The sequence below is a fragment of the Actinotalea ferrariae genome, from assembly GCF_019733465.1.
GTDB lineage: Bacteria > Actinomycetota > Actinomycetes > Actinomycetales > Cellulomonadaceae > Actinotalea > Actinotalea ferrariae_A.
Genome location: NZ_JACVQL010000014.1, coordinates 1 through 17,304, shown reverse-complemented (window position 1 = coordinate 17,304; position 17,304 = coordinate 1). Strand labels below are relative to the sequence as shown.

At 72.6% G+C, this 17,304-nt stretch carries 20 protein-coding genes and 1 pseudogene; 14 read left to right on the top strand and 7 right to left on the bottom strand.

Annotation, left to right across the window (positions count from 1 at the left end; all coding sequences use genetic code 11):
* Window positions 1–7: 7 nt before the first annotated feature.
* Genes ICW40_RS01170 through ICW40_RS01135 form a run of 8 tightly spaced genes read left to right on the top strand, consistent with a single transcriptional unit; the run spans window position 8 to window position 6,033 of the window.
* Window positions 8–328 (top strand): hypothetical protein, encoded by a 321-nt coding sequence (locus ICW40_RS01170; RefSeq protein WP_221651960.1) that lies wholly within the window; start codon window positions 8–10, stop codon window positions 326–328.
* Window positions 325–705 carry a hypothetical protein gene (locus tag ICW40_RS01165; protein WP_221651959.1) on the top strand — a complete coding sequence of 127 codons (381 nt, stop codon included), beginning with the start codon at window positions 325–327 and terminating at the stop codon, window positions 703–705. Before ICW40_RS01170 ends, ICW40_RS01165 begins: the two co-directional genes overlap by 4 nt.
* On the top strand, window positions 702–1,121 hold the full coding sequence (locus ICW40_RS01160) for a hypothetical protein (protein WP_221651958.1): 420 nt from the start codon (window positions 702–704) through the stop codon (window positions 1,119–1,121). The genes ICW40_RS01165 and ICW40_RS01160 overlap by 4 nt, the downstream gene beginning before the upstream one ends.
* Window positions 1,122–1,127: 6 nt before the next feature.
* The gene (locus ICW40_RS01155; RefSeq protein ID WP_221651957.1) at window positions 1,128–1,628 is read left to right on the top strand and encodes a hypothetical protein; all 501 of its coding nucleotides are present in this window, start codon (window positions 1,128–1,130) and stop codon (window positions 1,626–1,628) included.
* Window position 1,629: 1 nt separating this feature from the next.
* Window positions 1,630–3,291 (top strand): hypothetical protein, encoded by a 1,662-nt coding sequence (locus tag ICW40_RS01150; protein ID WP_221651956.1) that lies wholly within the window; start codon window positions 1,630–1,632, stop codon window positions 3,289–3,291.
* Window positions 3,291–4,463, top strand: coding sequence for a hypothetical protein (locus ICW40_RS01145; RefSeq protein ID WP_221651955.1), 1,173 nt, complete (start codon window positions 3,291–3,293; stop codon window positions 4,461–4,463). The genes ICW40_RS01150 and ICW40_RS01145 overlap by 1 nt, the downstream gene beginning before the upstream one ends.
* Window positions 4,460–5,566: a hypothetical protein gene (locus tag ICW40_RS01140; RefSeq protein ID WP_221651954.1), complete on the top strand. Its 1,107-nt coding sequence runs from the start codon at window positions 4,460–4,462 to the stop codon at window positions 5,564–5,566. The genes ICW40_RS01145 and ICW40_RS01140 overlap by 4 nt, the downstream gene beginning before the upstream one ends.
* Complete coding sequence (locus tag ICW40_RS01135) at window positions 5,563–6,033, top strand: hypothetical protein (RefSeq protein WP_221651953.1); 471 nt, start codon at window positions 5,563–5,565, stop codon at window positions 6,031–6,033. Before ICW40_RS01140 ends, ICW40_RS01135 begins: the two co-directional genes overlap by 4 nt.
* A gap of 10 nt (window positions 6,034–6,043) precedes the next feature.
* On the opposite strand, the gene ICW40_RS01130 is transcribed toward ICW40_RS01135, so the two are convergent.
* On the bottom strand, window positions 6,044–6,310 hold the full coding sequence (locus tag ICW40_RS01130; protein ID WP_221651952.1) for a hypothetical protein: 267 nt from the start codon (window positions 6,308–6,310) through the stop codon (window positions 6,044–6,046).
* Window positions 6,311–6,641: 331 nt separating this feature from the next.
* On the opposite strand from ICW40_RS01130, the gene ICW40_RS01125 reads away from it, so the two are divergent.
* Entirely contained in the window at window positions 6,642–7,079 is a 438-nt protein-coding gene (locus ICW40_RS01125; RefSeq protein ID WP_221651951.1) for a GAF domain-containing protein, read from the top strand.
* A 33-nt stretch (window positions 7,080–7,112) separates the two neighbouring features.
* Here ICW40_RS01125 and ICW40_RS01120 read toward each other — a convergent pair whose 3' ends face one another.
* A complete protein-coding gene (locus ICW40_RS01120; protein ID WP_221651950.1) occupies window positions 7,113–7,769 on the bottom strand; it encodes a TetR/AcrR family transcriptional regulator in 657 nt (218 codons plus the stop codon).
* An 18-nt stretch (window positions 7,770–7,787) separates the two neighbouring features.
* Here ICW40_RS01120 and ICW40_RS01115 point away from each other — a divergent pair, with 18 nt between their 5' ends.
* Window positions 7,788–7,952, top strand: a complete 165-nt coding sequence (locus ICW40_RS01115) for a hypothetical protein (RefSeq protein WP_221651949.1) — start codon at window positions 7,788–7,790, stop codon at window positions 7,950–7,952.
* Window positions 7,953–7,965: 13 nt separating this feature from the next.
* Window positions 7,966–8,403, top strand: coding sequence for a response regulator (locus ICW40_RS01110; protein WP_221651948.1), 438 nt, complete (start codon window positions 7,966–7,968; stop codon window positions 8,401–8,403).
* A gap of 66 nt (window positions 8,404–8,469) precedes the next feature.
* Here the strand turns inward: ICW40_RS01110 and ICW40_RS01105 are convergent, their stop codons facing one another.
* Window positions 8,470–8,616 (bottom strand): hypothetical protein, encoded by a 147-nt coding sequence (locus ICW40_RS01105; RefSeq protein ID WP_221651947.1) that lies wholly within the window; start codon window positions 8,614–8,616, stop codon window positions 8,470–8,472.
* A gap of 153 nt (window positions 8,617–8,769) precedes the next feature.
* Between ICW40_RS01105 and ICW40_RS01100 the strand changes: the two genes are divergently transcribed.
* Window positions 8,770–9,144 carry an STAS domain-containing protein gene (locus ICW40_RS01100; RefSeq protein ID WP_221651946.1) on the top strand — a complete coding sequence of 125 codons (375 nt, stop codon included), beginning with the start codon at window positions 8,770–8,772 and terminating at the stop codon, window positions 9,142–9,144.
* Between the two features lie 81 nt (window positions 9,145–9,225).
* Here ICW40_RS01100 and ICW40_RS01095 read toward each other — a convergent pair whose 3' ends face one another.
* The 4 genes from ICW40_RS01095 to map form a co-directional block, all read right to left on the bottom strand.
* On the bottom strand, window positions 9,226–13,296 hold the full coding sequence (locus ICW40_RS01095; protein ID WP_221651945.1) for a carbohydrate binding domain-containing protein: 4,071 nt from the start codon (window positions 13,294–13,296) through the stop codon (window positions 9,226–9,228).
* 196 nt (window positions 13,297–13,492) lie between these two features.
* Complete coding sequence (locus ICW40_RS01090; protein ID WP_221651944.1) at window positions 13,493–14,797, bottom strand: MBL fold metallo-hydrolase; 1,305 nt, start codon at window positions 14,795–14,797, stop codon at window positions 13,493–13,495.
* Between the two features lie 29 nt (window positions 14,798–14,826).
* Complete coding sequence (gene ppgK / locus ICW40_RS01085) at window positions 14,827–15,612, bottom strand: polyphosphate--glucose phosphotransferase (RefSeq protein ID WP_221651943.1); 786 nt, start codon at window positions 15,610–15,612, stop codon at window positions 14,827–14,829.
* Window positions 15,609–16,499 (bottom strand): type I methionyl aminopeptidase, encoded by an 891-nt coding sequence (map, locus tag ICW40_RS01080; protein ID WP_374199117.1) that lies wholly within the window; start codon window positions 16,497–16,499, stop codon window positions 15,609–15,611. Before map ends, ppgK begins: the two co-directional genes overlap by 4 nt.
* An 87-nt stretch (window positions 16,500–16,586) precedes the next feature.
* Between map and ICW40_RS01075 the strand changes: the two genes are divergently transcribed.
* Window positions 16,587–16,790 (top strand): hypothetical protein, encoded by a 204-nt coding sequence (locus ICW40_RS01075; RefSeq protein ID WP_221651942.1) that lies wholly within the window; start codon window positions 16,587–16,589, stop codon window positions 16,788–16,790.
* Window positions 16,777–17,304 (top strand): annotated as a pseudogene (locus ICW40_RS01070) (pentapeptide repeat-containing protein); the annotation flags it as partial. The gene ICW40_RS01075 and the pseudogene ICW40_RS01070, both read left to right, overlap by 14 nt.

The following is a 17,304-nucleotide window of genomic DNA, read 5'->3' as shown; positions in this document are numbered from 1 at the left end:
GGCGAGCATGTGGGTGACACCACAGGAGGCGATGGACCAGTGGGCCGACGCCCCCGATGACCTGACCGTGCTCGCCTCCTACCTCCAGGCCGCCTACGAGCAGTGCGTGGCGTTCCTGCCCGCAGGGACGTGGCCGGTCGACGGTGTCACCACCATCCCGGAGCGGTGGAAGCTCGCGCAGATCATGCAGGCGCGAGCCCTGTACCGGTCGGGGCTCGCGGGTGACGGCAACCAGATCGGCGTCGACGGACTGCAGGTCACGGTGTTCCCGATGGACTGGACCGTGAAGAACCTGCTGCGCCCGCGGCGAGTCGGGAGGGTCCTGTGAACCTCCGTCAGGGTCTCGTCGACCTGCTCAAGCCCCTCGCGCCAGGAGTCCGCGTCATCGGGTTCCCGGGGACGCTCGACGGCGTGCCGAGGCGCACCGTCGCGCTGTGGGTCAACGAGGTCGGGCACCTGGACGCCGCACCGAACGGGCACTACCGCGTCGAGTACACCCTCGCGCTCTACACGCCCCACCAGGACCCCGCGCGCGCCGACACCGACCTCGACGGGTTCCTCGAGCTCGTCCTGCCGCTGCTGTGGTCTTCACCGTCCTACGTGCTCGACCGGGCCGTCCGGACCGTCAGCGCGAACGAGACCGTCCACTCGTGGACCCTCACCATCCATGCCGGCATCACGATCAGCACCGAGGAGACACCATGACCACCATCGCCGTCGAGCCGCTGGTCCTCAAGGACTACGCGCTCAAGATCGACGCCGACAACTACGAGAAGGCCGTCAGCGGGGTCCTGTTCACCCCGCCGTCCGAGTCCACGGTGACGTGGCAGGGTCCGATCGGCGAGGACCACTCCGACGCCGCTGGCTCCGGCGGTTGGACCGCGCGTATCGACTACGTGCAGGACTGGGAGACGCCCGACTCGCTCTCGCGCTACCTGCACGAGAACGCGGGGGAGGAGGTCGCCGCGCAGTTCGTCCCGAAGAAGGGCACCGGGATGCCGGTGTTCAACGTCGACATCGTCCTCGCGGCGGGTCCCATCGGCGGCACCACGCGGCAGTACGCGACCGCGTCGGTGACGCTCGCGTGCAAGCAGAAGCCGGTCCTGGGCGCGACGGTCTGACGCGCCATGCTCTCGGTCCGCGAGTCACGTGAGCTCCAGGCCGCGACCCTGGCGCTCAAGGCCGCGGACCGGGAGTTGCGCAACGACATCAACCGGTCGACCACCCAGACCATCGGCCCGGTGTGGAAGTCCGTCGTGGCGCAGCACGCGACCGGTCAGATGGACGCCCGCGTGCTCGCCCAGGGCGCCCGGGTCAAGGCCGGGAACCCGCCCACGGCCGTCGCGGCGACGTCGCGGCGCAAGCTGCGCGGAGGGCTGGTCCCGGTCGCGTCGTGGCACGCGTGGGAGTTCGGCGCTGACCGCAACGCCGTGACCACCTACCAGCGGCGCTCCAAGACCGGCGGGACGCACAAGGTCACCCGGCACACCCGCCGGCAGCTCCCGCCGCGCATCCGCACCGGGCGTGTGATCTTCCCGGCGTTCGCCGACGTCGCGCCTCGCGCCGTGTCGCTGTGGGTGCAGCTGATCGTCCGCAAGTACGCCGACGCCGCCGAGGGGAAGGGCTGAGATGGCCGGCATCAATATCGCGTTCGCCTCCGACGTCCGGGCGTTCCTCAAGGGCACCGACGACGTCGAGAAGTCGCTCGACGCCGTCGCCGACTCCCTCGACGACCTCGCCCGCGAGGCCGACACCGCGAGCGACAAGATCGGGCGCGACCTCGACGGGGTCGGCGACGACGGCAAGGACGCCGCGGAGAAGCTCGAGCGCTCGTTCAGCGACACCTTCACCAAGGCCAAGCGCCAGGCCGACGACGCGGGCGACTCGATCGGGCGCGACATCGACCGCGGGTTCGAGCGTGCCGGCGAGGGCGCCGAGGAGTTCAAGGACGAAGCCAACAGCACCGCCCGCGAGGCCGCAGCCTCGTTCGACGGGTCGGCGGAGTCGATCGCCGACGCGTTCCAGGAGGTCGCCGCCAACGCCTTCGCCGGGTTCGGGCCCGCGGGCGCCGCCGCCGGCCTCGTCGCCGCTGCCGGGCTCGGGATGATCACGGCGGCGCTACAGACGGCGGCCGAGGAGGCGAACGCGCTCACCGAGCGGGCAGGCGAGATGGCCCTCAGCCTCGCCGACGCCGACGCCGCGGAGAAGGTCGAGCTGCTGCGCGACCGGTGGCGCGAGACCGCGACCGCGATCGACGACGCCCGCTCCTGGTGGGAGGTCTGGCAGCCCCGCGCCACGACGAACGCCGAGCTGTTCGCTAAGGCCGCCGAGGTCGGAGCACTGAACATCCGCGGCATGTACCGCACGCTCACGGACGAGGACCCCGTGAGACGCATCGAAGGGCTCCGCGAGGCGATGGAGGGCGCCCAGGACGTCGCGGCCGATCTGGACGCTCAGTGGCGCTCCCAGGGGACCGGCATCCAGATGCTCGACGAGGCGACGAGCGAGCACCTGCGCACCCTCCTCGACCACCGAGACATGGCGAGCAACGTCGCCGGCAAGCTGCGCGAGCTGATCCTCGAGGAAGAGGCCGCGGTCGCAATCACCGAGGCGCTCGCCGCCGCCGAGGGCCGCACCGTCGAGCAGTACGAGGCCCGCCAGCGCGAGCTGGAGCGCGCCGCCGAGGTGCAGGAGTCCTACAACGCCGCGCTGGAAGCCACGGGCGACGCCGTGAGCGTCTACGAGGGCATCCTCGACGACAAGGAGGCGGCCGAGCGCACCGCCGCCGAGCAGACCGCCGCCGCCACCAAGACCGCCGAGGACTCGTGGGAGGACTACGTCAAGGGCGTGTCCGTCTCGGTCGACGACCTGATCGCCGAGTGGAACCGACAGGCCGCCGAGGCCGCCGCGTTCGAGACGAACCTCGCGACGATCGCCGCGGCCGGCGGCCAGGCCCTCGCCGACGAGCTGCGCGCCAAGGGCCCCGAGGTCGCCGCCGCGACGGCCGCCGTGATCGCCCAGGCGGGTCCGGACCAGCAGCAGGCCGCGATCGACGCGCACGCGCTCGCCACCGGGCAGTCGATCACCGAGGGCGTGTCCACCGGCATCGCCAACAACGAGCAGGGAGTGCGCGACGCCATGACCCGGATGTACAGCCGCCTGCCCACGGGGCCCGTCATCGAGCCGATCGTGAGCTTCACCCAGGCGGAGCGCGAGATCGCGGAGTTCGTGCGGCACCCGCGGTCCATCGCGTTCACGGCGAGCATCAAGACCGGTCAGGCGGTCGTCTGATGGCGACCACGCTGACTGCCACCCCGCAGCCGGCGACGGCGTCCGTGCTGCTCAAGGTGACGGCCGACGCAGCGTCGGCGCCGACGACCGTGCTCGACCTCGACGCGCCCGACATCTGGGCCGAGCGCTCGACCGCGTGGCTCGGCCTCCAGCCCCACAGCGCGCTCATCGGCGACGCCGTCGTGTTCACGGCGGCAAGCGGCGGAGCGACCATCGTCCGCTACCTCGACCCGCTGGGCCTGATCCCCGGGCAGCGCTACCGCGCTGACCTCACCCTCGACCGGAGCGCGGACGGCGACGCGCAGCTCGAGGCCGGGAACAGCGCCATCGGGTTCGCGTTCACCGTAGTGCCCATCGGCAGCGGCCGGGCCACGTACTCCGTCGAGTTCACCGCCGGCACCAGCGGGCACGAGCTGCGCCTGCTCTCGTTCCTCGGCCTCGCGCAGTTCGGCCTGGTCCGGCTGCGCGTGTCGTCGGTGCCCACCGGGTACGAGTTCGGGCTGCTGCGCTCGGACACCAACGGCATCCGCTCGGTGCGCCTGTTCGAGGGTCAGGACATCGTCGACGGCTCCCTCATCGTCACGGACTACGAGGCGGCCCTCGACGGCCCGATCACCTACACCATCACGACCACCGACACCGTCTCGGTCACGACGTCCCTCGACGACGTCGCCGACCCATGGCTGATGGTGCCGGTGATGCCGCAGTACAGCGAGCCCCTGGCCCTGGTGACGGGGTACGTCGCGGCCAGGCAGGCGACCACCACCGTGCACGAGGTCATCAACCGCGAGGACCCCGTCGTGACGCTGGGCCGGCTCCGGCTCCGCACGGGCACGCTGACCATCTGGGCACCAGACTTCGCCGCCGCACAGGCCGTCGCCGCCGTCTACGGTCGCGGCGAGGTCGTCATGCTCCGCCAGGCCCAGCACCCCGGGATGGACATGTACCACGCCTGCACAGGGACGGTCACGGTCACCCCGCAGAGCGAGGACACCTCGCCGCTGCGCTGGCGCGTTACGGTCGACTACACCGAGGTGCAGCCCCCCACCGCGGCCCTCGCGGGCGCCCTCGGATGGGACTACGTCGCGGCGCTCCAGCGCAACCCGACCTACGGCGCGTCGCGGATCGAGTTCCCGACCTACGCCGAGCGCGCGATCGGACCCCTGACGTGAGCACCGCGCCGTGGCTCGAGGCCGCTCGCGAGGCCCTGCCCGAGTCGCTGTTTCACGACTTCACCATCACCGCCCACCCCGTGACCGGCGACCCGTTCGAGCTCGACGTCGACGGCACAGCTGACGTCGTGTTCGACGAGGCCTGGTCCCCGCACGTGCAGCTGGCCCAGGCGCCGTGCAAGGTCCCCGAGCACCAGGCCGCCCTCGATGCCCTCGACCCGCGCGCTGGCACCCGGGTCACCGTGGCCGCCGGCTACGTGTACCCCGGCGGGCGCCGGGACGTGCACCAGCTCGCCGACCTCGCGCTGCGCGAGCGGCCCGTCGAGCGGCCCGCCAACACCATGAGCCTGCACGCCGTCTCCGACGAGATGCGGTTGCAGGACACGGACCCGCTCGGCGCGTCCCACACGTTCGCCGCGACGACTCTCGTGCGCGACGCGATCATGTACCTCATCGGCTGGCTGCTCGACCCGGACCCCACGATCGTGCTCACGGCGACGTCCACCAGGACCCTCGGGGAGCCGCTGACCGTGCAGACGGGCGCCAACCTGTGGTCCGTCGTCGTCGAGCTCCAGGACCGCATCGACGCGTGGGTGTACGTCGACGGCGCGCGCACGTGGCACGTCACCGACCGGCCCCACCTGGCCGGCGTCAGCGCCCACCAGATGCACGTCGGCCCCGGCGGCACCGTCACCGCCTCGACCGCGGCCCTGGACGTGCGCGAGTGGGGCAACGCCGTCCTGCTCCAGTACCCCGACGACACGTTCGCGTTCGCGCAGATCACCACTGGGCCGCTCGCCGTGGGGACCGTGCCGACGAAGGTCGTCAAGCAGTCCCGGACCGTGGACGTCGGCAGCACCCTGAATCGGTGGGCCGTCGCAGAGACGCTGCTGCGCCGCGTCTACTCCCGCGGCCGCGGGTTCACCCTGACCGCCGTCGCCGCCTACTGGCTGCGCCCCGGGCACACCGTCACCGTGCAGCTGCCCACCGGACCCCAGGAGCGACACCTCGTCGCCCGGGTCACGTTCCATCTGGGGACCGGCCGCATGACGGTCGTGACCCGAGTCCCCGACGACACGCCCACCATCACGACGGGAGCATGACCATGCCCAACACCCTCGACCGCGCCTACCCCTACCCCTCGCTGTCGCCGGGCACCCCGAACAACCCGCCGCTGCACTTCCAGCAGCTCGCCGAGGCCCTCGACGCCGACGTGCAGTCGATCGTGGACGACCTCAAGGGCGCCGGAGACGTCGCCTGGGCAGCCCTCGGGACCCTCGGCGGCAGCTACGGCGCTGGCTACGCCGCCTACACCACCGCCCCCTGGAACGGCGTGCGCGTGCGCCGGCACAACGGCGTCGTCTACATCGCCGCCGCCGTCACCAAGAACGCCGCGACCGTCGCGAACGAGACCATCCTCACGCTGCCCGCCGGCCTTCGACCGCCGACGAACATCCAGGGGACCGCGTCCGCCGGAGCGGTCGCGGTCAAGACGACCGGCGAGGTCTACATTGCCACCCCGGGTCCGGGCACGACGTTCTCGTTCGGGTTCTCCTACCCCGTGTCGTGACCCCCTACGGCTAGATCTCGACGTCGTCCTCGTCGTCGGCCGCCATGGCGTCTGCCGCCCGCTGGTCCCGCTCGTCGTCACGGTTCCAGAGCGTCTGACGCAGGGCACCGAGGGCCATCGCCATGAGGACGCCGATCAGGCCGGCGGTCGTCATTGCGAGACCGACGCCGGCCGCGCTCAGTGTGTTCATGTTGCCGACGCCGAGCAGGACGAGCGCGATCGACAGAATCCACAGGCAGATGAGGGACGGGGGCGTCTTGGTGCGCGAGTACTTCATGCCTTCCATCATGCCGCGCGAGTCCGCAGCGAGTCCGCAGCGAGTCCGCAAGAGGTCCACAACGGTCCAACCCGCACCCATCATCGCCGTACAGCATCCGCGCAGGTCAACACCATAAACCCATGCATCCCGTCTTCGGCACACACCAGCCGTTAGATCCGTCGACAGAACCCGGCGTACCGGCCGACTCATCCACCAGGTCGGCGCGCGCCGCTGTTCGACGGACCTCCCAGGGTGGACACTGGCAGCCGTCGGTGGCTGAGCAGTGCCATCCCGGATGCTCCCGGTCCCCGGCGCCACGGGCGCCCTGCGCCGGAGCGGACGGCCCAGCGTGAGCAACACCCTCGACGACTTCGCCCGGACCGCTGCGGACCACCTGGGTCCGAACACCTTCTGCAGCATCACGCAGAGCGACGGAGGACGGATCCGGCAGGTCGCCAGCAACGACCCGCGGGCCGCCGCGTGCGACCGCGTCGAGGTCGACGAAGGGCACGGGCCCTGCATCGAGGCGATGGGCAAGCTGTCCAGCGTGCTCGTCGACGACATCGCCGCTGACGACCGCTGGCCCACGTGGCGCCGGGCGGCGCTCGCGAACGGGTTCGATGCGGTCCTCGCCCTGCCCGCGTACGTCGACGAGGGTCGCGTCGTCGCGGTCAACCTCTACTCGGAGACCGGCGCCGACTGGCCCGTGGAGCGGATCGTCGCGCTGGACGTCTACGTGCAGGAGGTCGCCGCGTCGATGGCCGGGCCGGGTCCGGTCGCCGGCTGAGCTCGTCGGCGATCCGGCCGCACGGCACCGGCCTCAGTCGTCCGTGTCGGTGACCAGGCGCGTGCGTCGACGGCCCGCGACGGCCGCGGCGAGTATCGCGTCGATCGCGAACGCCGAGGCGCGCGCGAGCTCGACGGCGTCGGGGTCGAGCAGCCACTGGATCTGCAGGCCGTCCATGACCGCCAGGATCGCCGCGGCCGCGCGCTGGACCTCGTCGTCCGACGGCGGGTCGGCGGGATCGCACACCTCGAGCAGCGCCGTGCCCACCTCGCCGCGCAACGTCTCGTAGCGCAGCCGGAACCACTCCTTGGCGGGGTGGTCGTCCGTCACCGACTCCGCCGAGAGCACGGCGAACGCCTGGACGATGCCCGGGCGCTCGGCGTTGAGGCGCGCCGTCTTGGCGAGGTGGTGGAAGAGGTCGAGCCCGCCCGGGATGTGCTGACCCTCGAGGTGCTCGACGTCGGTGCGGTCGCGGTACTCGAGGACCTCGAGCAGGAGCAGGTCCTTCGAGCGGAAGTGGTGCAGGACGCCGGCGTGCGTCATGCCGACCTGCTCGGCGATCTCTGCGAGCGACCCCTTGGTGTAGCCGCGGTTGCCGAACGTGGCCATCGCGGCCCGCAGGATCTCCTCGCGGCGGCGCACGGTCTCCTCGCGAGGGCGCTGCGCCCGACGCGGCGAGGTGCTCGACATGGCCGAGACCATATCGTGATGGGGCTGCTTACTGACAAGTCAGTAAGCAAGGTCCTGCGCGGTCCGGGTCCTGCCGGGTTCGTGCACCACGCCACCCGCTCCATCGTGCGCGGGAGGTACGGCGTGGGTCGGCGACGCACCCTCGTCTTCGCGTCCACCGGCGCGAAGACCGTCCGCATGTGAAGATCATGCTGTGATGACGCAGATCGCAGCCCTGGACGTGCTCCTCGTCGAGGACGACCCGGGTGACGTGCTCATGGTCCAGGAGGTCTTCGAGGACCACGGCATGGAGGGCCATCTCGACGTCGTCAACGACGGCGCCGAGGCGCTGGCCTTCCTGCGTCGCGAGGGTCCGTACGCCGACGCGCGCCGGCCCGACGTCGTGCTGCTCGACCTCAACCTGCCCAAGCTCGGTGGGCGCGAGGTGCTCGAAGCCGTCAAGGCGGACGCCGAGCTCGGCTCGATCCCCGTCGTGGTGCTGACGACGTCGGCGGCCGAGGAGGACATCCTGCGCGCCTACGCGGCCCACGCGAACGCCTACGTGACCAAGCCCGTGGACTGGGACGACTTCACGGGCGCCATCCGCCGGATCGGCCACTTCTTCGGCGACGTCGCGCGGCTGCCGCGCCGCTGAGCTTCCCACGGCTGAGCCTTCGGACGGCCGAGCCCTGGACGGGCTGGGCCTCCGAACGGCTGGGCCTCAGCCGTCCTTCGGCTCCTCGAAGCCGGTGTCCTGCCCGTCGTGCTCGTCGGGCAGGGGATCGGGGTCGACGGCGAGCGTCGGGAGGTCGGGCTGACGCTCGTCGAAGCTGTCCGGGACGTCGGTCGTGCCGTCGGTGGAGCTCATGCCCTCACGGTGTCACCCGCCATGCGTCCTCGCACGTCCGACGGTAGATTTCTCTCTGCCCCCGCGCCGCGGCCGTCCTGTCCGAGGGTCGTCCCGGGAGGTTCGACAACGATGCCGGCCCGTCGCCGGGACGCAGCAGGAGGCCGGTGGCACATGGACGAGACGAGCGAGCGCGCAGTCGGCGGGATCACCGTCGCGGAGACCGGCGGGACCACCGTCGCGTACCTCTGGGGCGAGATCGACGAGGCCCTGCGCGAGCAGGCGAGCAGCGCGATGAGCCGGGCGCTGACGCGCGACCTGCCCGTGGTGCTCGACGCCGGGGAGGTCACGTTCATCGACTCGACGGGCATCGCGTTCCTCATCCAGTTCCTGCGTGTCGGCCGCGAGGAGGGCCTGCCGGTGACCCTCCGCAACGCGCCGCCGCTCGTCACGGACGTGCTCCAGCTGCTCGGCCTCGAGGACCTGTTCGACGCGGCGGAGCTGGCCGGTGGCGCCGTCGGCGGCGAGGACCCCGTCCCGACGGTGTGAGCCCGGAGCGGCGTCCGTTTCCAGCACACGCATGACGAGGCCCCGCCGGTCACCGACCGGCGGGGCCTCGTCATGAGCGGGTCAGTCGCCCGCGAGCCGCCGTCGGCTCGTCGCGACGACCAGCGCGGTCCCTGCGAGCAGTAGCACCATCGACGCCGCGACGGCCCACAGCTCCACGCCCGTGGCCCCGAGCGAGCCGCGTGCGACCGCCGCCGCGCCGCCGGCGCCCGCGACCGCACCCGTCCCGGGCGTCACCGGCGCGCCGGGGACGGCGCCCGGGGTGCCTGGACCACCCGGCGTCCCTGGCACGGTGCCCGGGTCGGTGACCACGGGCCCCACGCGCAGCTCGTCGAGGAGCACGGTCCCGGACGCGCCGTCGGCGAGGGTGATCCCCAGACCGTTCACGGAGGACAGGGTGAGGCCGTTGTCGGGCGCACCGGCCGGCTGAGCGGCCGAGCGCTCGAAGGCGTCGAACGGGACGGTGATCTGCTGCCAGCCCTCGCTGTCGTCGACGAACGTCGTCTCGAACCGCTCGGCCGTGTCCGGCGCCTGCTCGACCTGGATGTAGTCGATCAGGTACGAGGCGGGCAGCTCGAGGCCCGGCTCGATGGTGCCGCCGAAGTTGCCGCCGATCGCCATGTTGGCGATGAGGAAGTACGGGTGGTCGAAGACCCACTCGCCCGGCAGCTCCTCCGGCGTGACCGAGCCGAACGGCTCGCCGTCCAGGAGCCAGGTGATGCGGTCCGGCTCCCACTCCACGCCGTAGGTGTGGAACTCGTCCGAGAAGGACTCGCCGCTCGTCCGCGGGCACGTGGTCGCCTCACCCGCGTCGTCGAGGCACACCTTGTGCCCGACCGACTGGCCACCGGAGTAGCCGGGGCCGTGGACCGTGCCGAAGGACTCCCACGGCCGGCCGTTGTCGCCCTCGACGTGCTCCATGATGTCGATCTCGCCCGTCTGCGGCCAGCCGACCTCGAGGAAGTCGTTGCCCAGGGTCCAGAACGCCGGCCAGAGACCCTCGCCGGCCGGGACCTTGAGGCGGGCCTCGATCCGGCCGTAGAGGAACTCGGCCTTGCCCTGCGTCGCGATGCGCGCCGAGGTGTACCCGCAGGGCGCACCGTTGGTCGAGCACCAGAGGGACTCGTCCGTGTTGGGCCGCAGCTCGATCTCGAGGTTGCCCTCACCGTCCTGCCAGACGTTCTGCGAGCCCGGCGTGTAGTACTGGTGCTCGGCGTTGCCCCAGCCCCAGCCACCGGTCTCGTTCGACCACGTCGTCGGGTCCACGGGCGTGCCCGCGGAGGCGTCGAAGTCGTCGCGGTAGACGACGTTCGTCCAGCCCTCCGGACCGGGGTCGGGAGCCGAGTCGTCGCGCAGGGCGACGGTGACCGGCTCGCCGCTGCCCGTGCCGCGGTACCAGAACGACAGGCCCTCCTGGCCCGACCAGTCCTGCGGCTGCGCGAAGTCACGCCGGACCGCGGCACCCGCGCCCGTGACGACGACCTCGCCGACGCCCTCGTCGGCCGCCTGGCCGGGGTAGGCGTCGTCGCTGTCGGCCAGGACGCGCACGCTCTCGAGCGTGGCGTTCTCGGACCGCCACAGACCCGGCGCGCTCTCGAAGTCCTCGACGAGCAGCGGGTCCTCGGGGTCGTCGTCCGTGATGGAGACGCTCGCGGACCGGGCGAACCCGCTGATCTCTGCCGTGCCGCCCGCGGCGTCGGACAGCTGCACCTGCACGCTCTCGGCGAGCTCGTGCTTGGCGTCCTCCGTCGTCTGGACGACGAAGGTCTGCAGCGTCTCGCCCGGCGCGAAGGTGAGCGTGCCCTCGACCGCCGTGTAGTCCCGGCCGGGGACGGCGGCGCCGTCCTCGGTCTGGGTGCGGTCCGTGCTCACGACCGTGGCGTAGTCCACCGTGATCGCCGTCTCGGACGGCCGGCTCAGCGTGACGCGCAGCGTCGCCGCGTCGCCCTCGGTGACGCCGTAGGTTCCGCGGTCGAAGCCGACCACGAGCGGCACGTCGTCGAGGCTCGCGCCCCACACGGCGAGCCGGTCGACGGCGTAGTCCTGCGGGCCGTCGGTGGTGACGGCGCCGATGGCGTAGCCGTGCACCTCCTCGAGCGTCAGGCCGTCGTTCGGCGCGCCGTTGCCGATCTCCTTGCGGCTGAAGTCGGCCCACTCGAGCTCGACGAACCGCCAGCCGACGACGTCGTCGGTGAACGTCGCGCTGTGCCGCTCGGCGTTGTCGGTGGTCGAGCCCTCCGGGCGGTTCTCCACGATGTCGACGTAGAGCTGCTCACCGCTGCCGTCACCGTGGAACCAGAAGTTGAGGCCCTGGTGGTCCGTCCAGTCCTGGCTCACCCACGTGCCGTCCTCGGCGAAGGCGTGCGAGACGCCGCCCCACGACCCGGCCGGCACGTCCATCGTCAGGTCGAGGACGGTGTTGCCCTCGTCCGCGCTCGGGCGGGAGTCCGCCGGGGCCCCGGTCGTGACGCCCGCGGAGGCGGACGCGCCCGGACCGTTGTAGGTGTGGAAGCCGATGCCCACGCCGTTCGCGTCCTGACCCGAGGGGAGCGACGCGTACTCGAACTCGTCGACGACCGTCTCGGGGACGGTGAGCGCGAAGTCCTCCAGGTACCAGGTGGTCGTGGCCGGCACCGCCGTGGCGCCGAAGGCCCAGCCGTGCATCGCGTTCAGCGTCAGCCCGTCGTTGGGGGCGCCGTTGCCGACGTCCTTGCGCGTGAAGGAGCTGAACGGCAGCTCGACGTAGCGCCAGCCCAGCGTGTCGTCGGTGAACGCGACGCTGTAGCGGCCGGCGTCGTCGACCGTCGAGTCGGGGTTGCGGTTGTCGAGGATGTCGATGAAGAGCGAGTGGCCCGTGTTCTGGCCGTACAGCCAGAAGCTGACGCCGTCGTAGCGGCTCCAGTCCTGCGGGACCCACGCGTCGACCGAGTCGTTCGTCAGCTTGTTGGTGAAGCCGGCGTACGACGGCGCCCGGAGCGTGACCCGCGCGGCCTGGTCGTCGGCCGCCTTGCCGGGGACCGGCGCCGGCGGGGCGACGAAGGCGACCTCGGACGACGCGTTCGGGTCGGTGAAGCGCTCGAAGCCGACCGTGTTGCCGTCGGCGTCCTCGCCGACCGGGACCTCGGGCTCGGCGAAGGTCGTCACGACCCGGACGTTGTCCCACACCTCGGAGGCGGGGGCGGCGTCGTCGTCGCGGACCGTGAGCGTGAGCGTGTCCGTGCTGAGCGTCGCGCCGTCGGGCGAGGAGAGCGTCGCGACGACGGTCTCGTTGCCCTCGGCCTCGGTGTCCTGCGCGGTGACGACGTCGACGGTCTGCGTCGTGACGCCCGGCGTGAAGGTCACGGTGGTCTCGACGGCGGTGTAGTCCTCGCCGGCGGTCGCGGTGCCGTCGGACGTCGCCAGGTCGACGGTGACCGTCGACTCGGACGCGACGTTGAGGCGCACCGTCAGCGCGGCCGTGCCGCCCTCGGCGACGCCCGCGGTGCTCGCGGCGAAGCCGACGGTCGGTGCGACCGTCGTGCCCGCGTACAGGCCGATGTCGTCCATGGCGAAGGTCGTGGTGCCGCTGACGACCGGGAAGATGTAGCCGCGGACCTTCTCGAGGTCGAGGACGCCGTTCTCCGGCGCCGGGTTGTGGTCCGCCGCGGGGGCGTAGCCGGCGAAGGGCAGCTGGACCAGCCGCCAGCCCGTCCAATTGTCGGTGAACGTGACGTCGAAGCGCTCGCCCTCACCGCCGCCTGGGGCTTCCTCGAGGAGCTCGGACTGCAGCACCGCGCCGCTGTTCGTGCCCTGCATCCAGAACTGGAGGCCGTCGAAGGCGCTCCAGTCCCCCAGGGCCGCGAGATTCTCGCCGAACCCGGCGTAGCCCGTGGGGACGTCGATCCCGACGGACAGGACGTTGTTCGCACCCTCCTGGTCAGGACGGGCGAGCGGGTCGCCCGGCTGCACGGTGACCACGCCGAAACCGGCGCCACCGCCCGCGCCGCCGTAGCTGTAGAAGGTGGCCGGGGGCTCCGCGGAGCCCTCGAAGTCGGCGATGGTCGAGACGGACGCGGCCGAGGCCGGTGCCGCCATGACGAGGGGGAGGACGACTGCGGGCGCCAGTGCCGCCGCGAGCCAATGTCGAGCTGTCACGTGTCTCCGCCTTTGGAGAGTCGCCGCACAGCGCTGCGCGGGTGCACCGGGGGAAGGCGCACCCAGGCAGTCTGGCGTGGTGGAGAGCCCGGATGGAACCGGTCTCAGCGGATGGGGGAGGAAAGATCACCCTTCTGGGTGACACGTGTCAGTTGTAGCCGGTGACACGTGTCGTGTCGAGACCCGTCTCAGCGCGTCAGGACGGGTCGCGCACGCCGCCACGACGTCGGAGGGCGGCCAGCTGGTGCGCGTGGTGGTCGCGCTGCTCCGGGTCGACGAGGCGCCGGTCGACGACGTCGTCCACGACGTCGTCCACGCTCGAGCCTGCCGCCGTGCCGCCCACAGCAGCGCGCAGCGCCTCCAGGTAGGCGCGGTCGGCGGCGAGCTGCTCCGCGAGCCCCGCTGCGTCGGTGGGCGTGCCGTGGCCCGGCACGAGGACCTCGACCGCCCACCGCGCCGCGGCCGCCTCGAGCGCGTCGAGCGCCGCGAGGTGGTCGGCGACGGGGTCGGGGGAGTCGACGTCGAGGAGCGGGATCTCCTGGTCGGACAGGAGGTCCCCGGCGAGGAGGACCCCGGCGTCCGGGATCACGACCGCGGCGCTCCCGGGGCAGTGGGCGCGATGCGGCACGACGACGGCGCGAGGACCGGACCACGGCACCTCCTCGCCGTCGAGCGGATCCAGCCGGCCGAGCAGGGCGGCGTCGTGCCCCGGCGCTGTGCGGCCGGCCTCGGCGACGAGCTCGGCGTGCGTGCGCGCGGCGCGCGCGACCGCGTCGGGCGTCGCCCATCGCGGCACGTCGCCCAATCGAGTCGACCACAGCACGTGGTCCCAGTGCGGGTGCGTCGAGAACCCCGCCTCGACGGACCACCCGCGCCCGGCGAGCTCGGCCGCGAGGGCGTCCAGGTCGGCGGGGGTCAGCGCCGGATCCACCACGAGGCACCGGCCGCCGGGTCCGGCGACGACCGTCGTCGTGGTCGACCACGGCTGCGAGGTCGTGACCCAGACGCCCGGCGCGAGCTGGATCAGGTGCGGGGCCGACGTCGCCAGCTCGCGTGGGCCGCGGGGCGAGCCAGGGACCGTCTCCCGCCCGCCGTCCGGCGCGGCATCCTGCCCGGCGTGCTCCCCGGCGTCCCCGGCGTCCTGCCTGGCATCCTGCCCGCCGTCCTGCCCGCCGTCCTGCCTGACGCCATGACCTGCATGCGGCACCGCCCCGGGGACCACGGCCGTGCCCGCGTCGAGGTCGACCGTCCAGGGCGGGTCGGCGTCGCCGGGCAGCACGAGGTCGTGCCGCTGCCGCTCCTGCTCCTCGTGCAGGTGGCGCGCCGACGGCTGGAGGATCTCCACGAGCTCCCCGAACATGCCCGAGCCGCCGCCCGGCCGGACGCCGGGCGCGTCGTCGGGCCGTCGAGGGCGTGGCGGCAGGCGGGCGACGACACGGTCGGCGACGACGAGGAGCGCGAGCACCCCACCGACGACGAGCAGCCAGCCCAGCGGGTCCACGGCGGTCGCTCCGGTGCGTCGGTCGAGCGTCAGTCGAGCGCGACGCCGCGTGCGGCGAGCGCCGCGGCGCCGACGATGCCCGCGGCGTTCCGCAGGCGGGCCGGGACGATCGGCGTCCGGAGGTCCAGCAGCGGCAGGAACTGCTCGTGCTTCTTGCTCACGCCGCCGCCGACGACGACGAGGTCCGGCCAGAACAGGTCCTCGACGACGCGGAAGTAGCGCTGGAGCCGCTCGGCCCACCGCTCCCAGTCGAGCCCCTCGCGCTCGCGCGCGCTGTCCGCGGCGCGGCTCTCGGCGTCGTACCCGTCGATCTCGAGGTGCCCGAGCTCGGTGTTCGGCACGAGCGTCCCGTCGACCACGAGGCACGAGCCGATGCCGGTGCCGAGGGTCACGACGAGGACGGTGCCTCGCGTGTCCCGCGCGGCGCCGTAGAGGGTCTCGGCGTAGCCCGCCGCGTCGGCGTCGTTGACCGCGAGCACCCGGCGACCCGTCGCCTCCGCGATCACCGCGGTGACGTCGGTGCCGATCCACGACTCGTCGACGTTGGCGGCGGAGCGCGCTACGCCGTGCTGGATGACCGCCGGGAAGGTCACGCCGATGGGGAGGTCCGCCGGGAGGTCGAAGGAGTCGAAGAGGTCGCCGACCGTCCGGGCCACGGCCTCCGGCGTGGAGGGCTGCGGGGTGGGGATCCGCACGCGGTCAGCCGCGAACTCGCCCTTGGCCAGGTCCACCGGCGCGCCCTTGATACCGCTGCCGCCGATGTCGATGCCGAAAGCCCGCGCCGGCAGGGCGCTCGGGGCAGGTGTGGTGGTCATGGCAGCGTCAGGATCTCCGCTCCGGTCTCGGTCACGACGAGGGTGTGCTCGAACTGCGCGCTGCGGCGGCGGTCGCGGGTCACGACCGTCCAGCCGTCGTCCCACATCTCCCACTCCGGGGTGCCGAGGTTGAGCATCGGCTCGACGGTGAACACCATGCCGGGCTCGATGATCGTCGCGTGCCGCGGCGCCGCGTCGTAGTGCGGGACGACGAGACCCGAGTGGAACGCCTCGCCGACCCCGTGCCCCGTGAAGTCCCGGACCACGCCGTAGCCGAAGCGCTGCGCGTACTTCTCGATGACCCGGCCGATGACGTTGATCTCGCGCCCCGGCGCGACGGCCTTGATCCCGCGCATCATCGCCTCGTGCGTGCGCTCGACGAGCAGGCGCGACTCCTCGTCGACGTCGCCCACGAGGAACGTGGCGTCGGTGTCGCCGTGGACGCCGTCGACGTAGGCGGTCACGTCGACGTTGACGATGTCCCCGTCCCGCAGCACGGTCGAGTCGGGGATGCCGTGGCAGATCACCTCGTTGACCGACGTGCACAGCGACTTGAGGAAGGGCACCTGCCGCGGGTGCGGCTGGTAGTGCAGCGTCGACGGGTAGGCCCCGTGGTCGCACAGGAACTCGTGGCCGATGCGGTCGAGCTCGTCCGTGGTCACGCCCGGCGCGACGTGCCGCCCGACCTCGGCGAGCGCCTGCGCGGCGATCCGCGACGCGACGCGGATGCGCTCGATCGTCTCGGCGTCCTTGACCTCCGAGCCGCGGAACGGCAGCTCGCGATCCTTCCCGACGTACTCCGGCCGCTCGATGTGGGGCGGCACGGAGCGCACCGGGCTGAGGGTCCCGGGGACCAGCGTCCCCTCCGGTGCGTGCGCGATCGACATGGCTGGCAGTCTACGGAGGAGGCGCAGCGGCCGCCCACGCACGTGGTCGGGCGCGCGCACGAGGACGGACGAGCGGACGGAGGAGCCATGGGAACGACCGACGACGCCGCGGGCGGCGAGTTCTTCTTCAACCCCACCACGGGCGAGGTCGAGCAGGGCAAGGTCAGCCCCTGGACGACGCGCATGGGCCCGTACCCGACGCGCGCCGCGGCCCAGGAGGCGCTCGCGCTCGCCCGGACGAGGTCGGAGGCGTGGGACGCGGAGGACCGGAGGTGGCATGAGGGCGGCTGACACCGGCGCGCTGCGGGCCGACTGCGCGAGCTGCGTCGGCCTGTGCTGCGTCGCGCTCGCCTTCTCCCGGTCCGCCGACTTCGCGATCGACAAGGAGGCGGGCGAGCCGTGCCCCAACCTCGCGCCCGACCACCGGTGCACCATCCACGCGCGCCTGCGCACGTCCGGCTTCACCGGCTGCACGGTCTACGACTGCCTCGGCGCGGGTCCGAAGGTCGCGCAGGTCACCTTCGGCGGACGCTCCTGGCACGACGACGCTGCGACGGCGTCGTCGATGTTCGCGGCCTTCGGCGTCGTCCGGGGTCTGCACGAGCTGCTGTGGTACCTCACGCAGGCGGGGGAGCTCGTCGGCGGTCCCGCCGGGAGCGCGCTCGAGGGGGAGGCCCGTGCCGTGCGCGTGCGCGTGGAGCGCCTGAGCCTCGCGCCGGCCGACGAGCTGGCCGCGCTCGACGGCGCCGCGGTGCAGGGCGAGGTCGCCGCGCTGCTGCGTCGGGTGAGCACCGCCGTGCGGGGC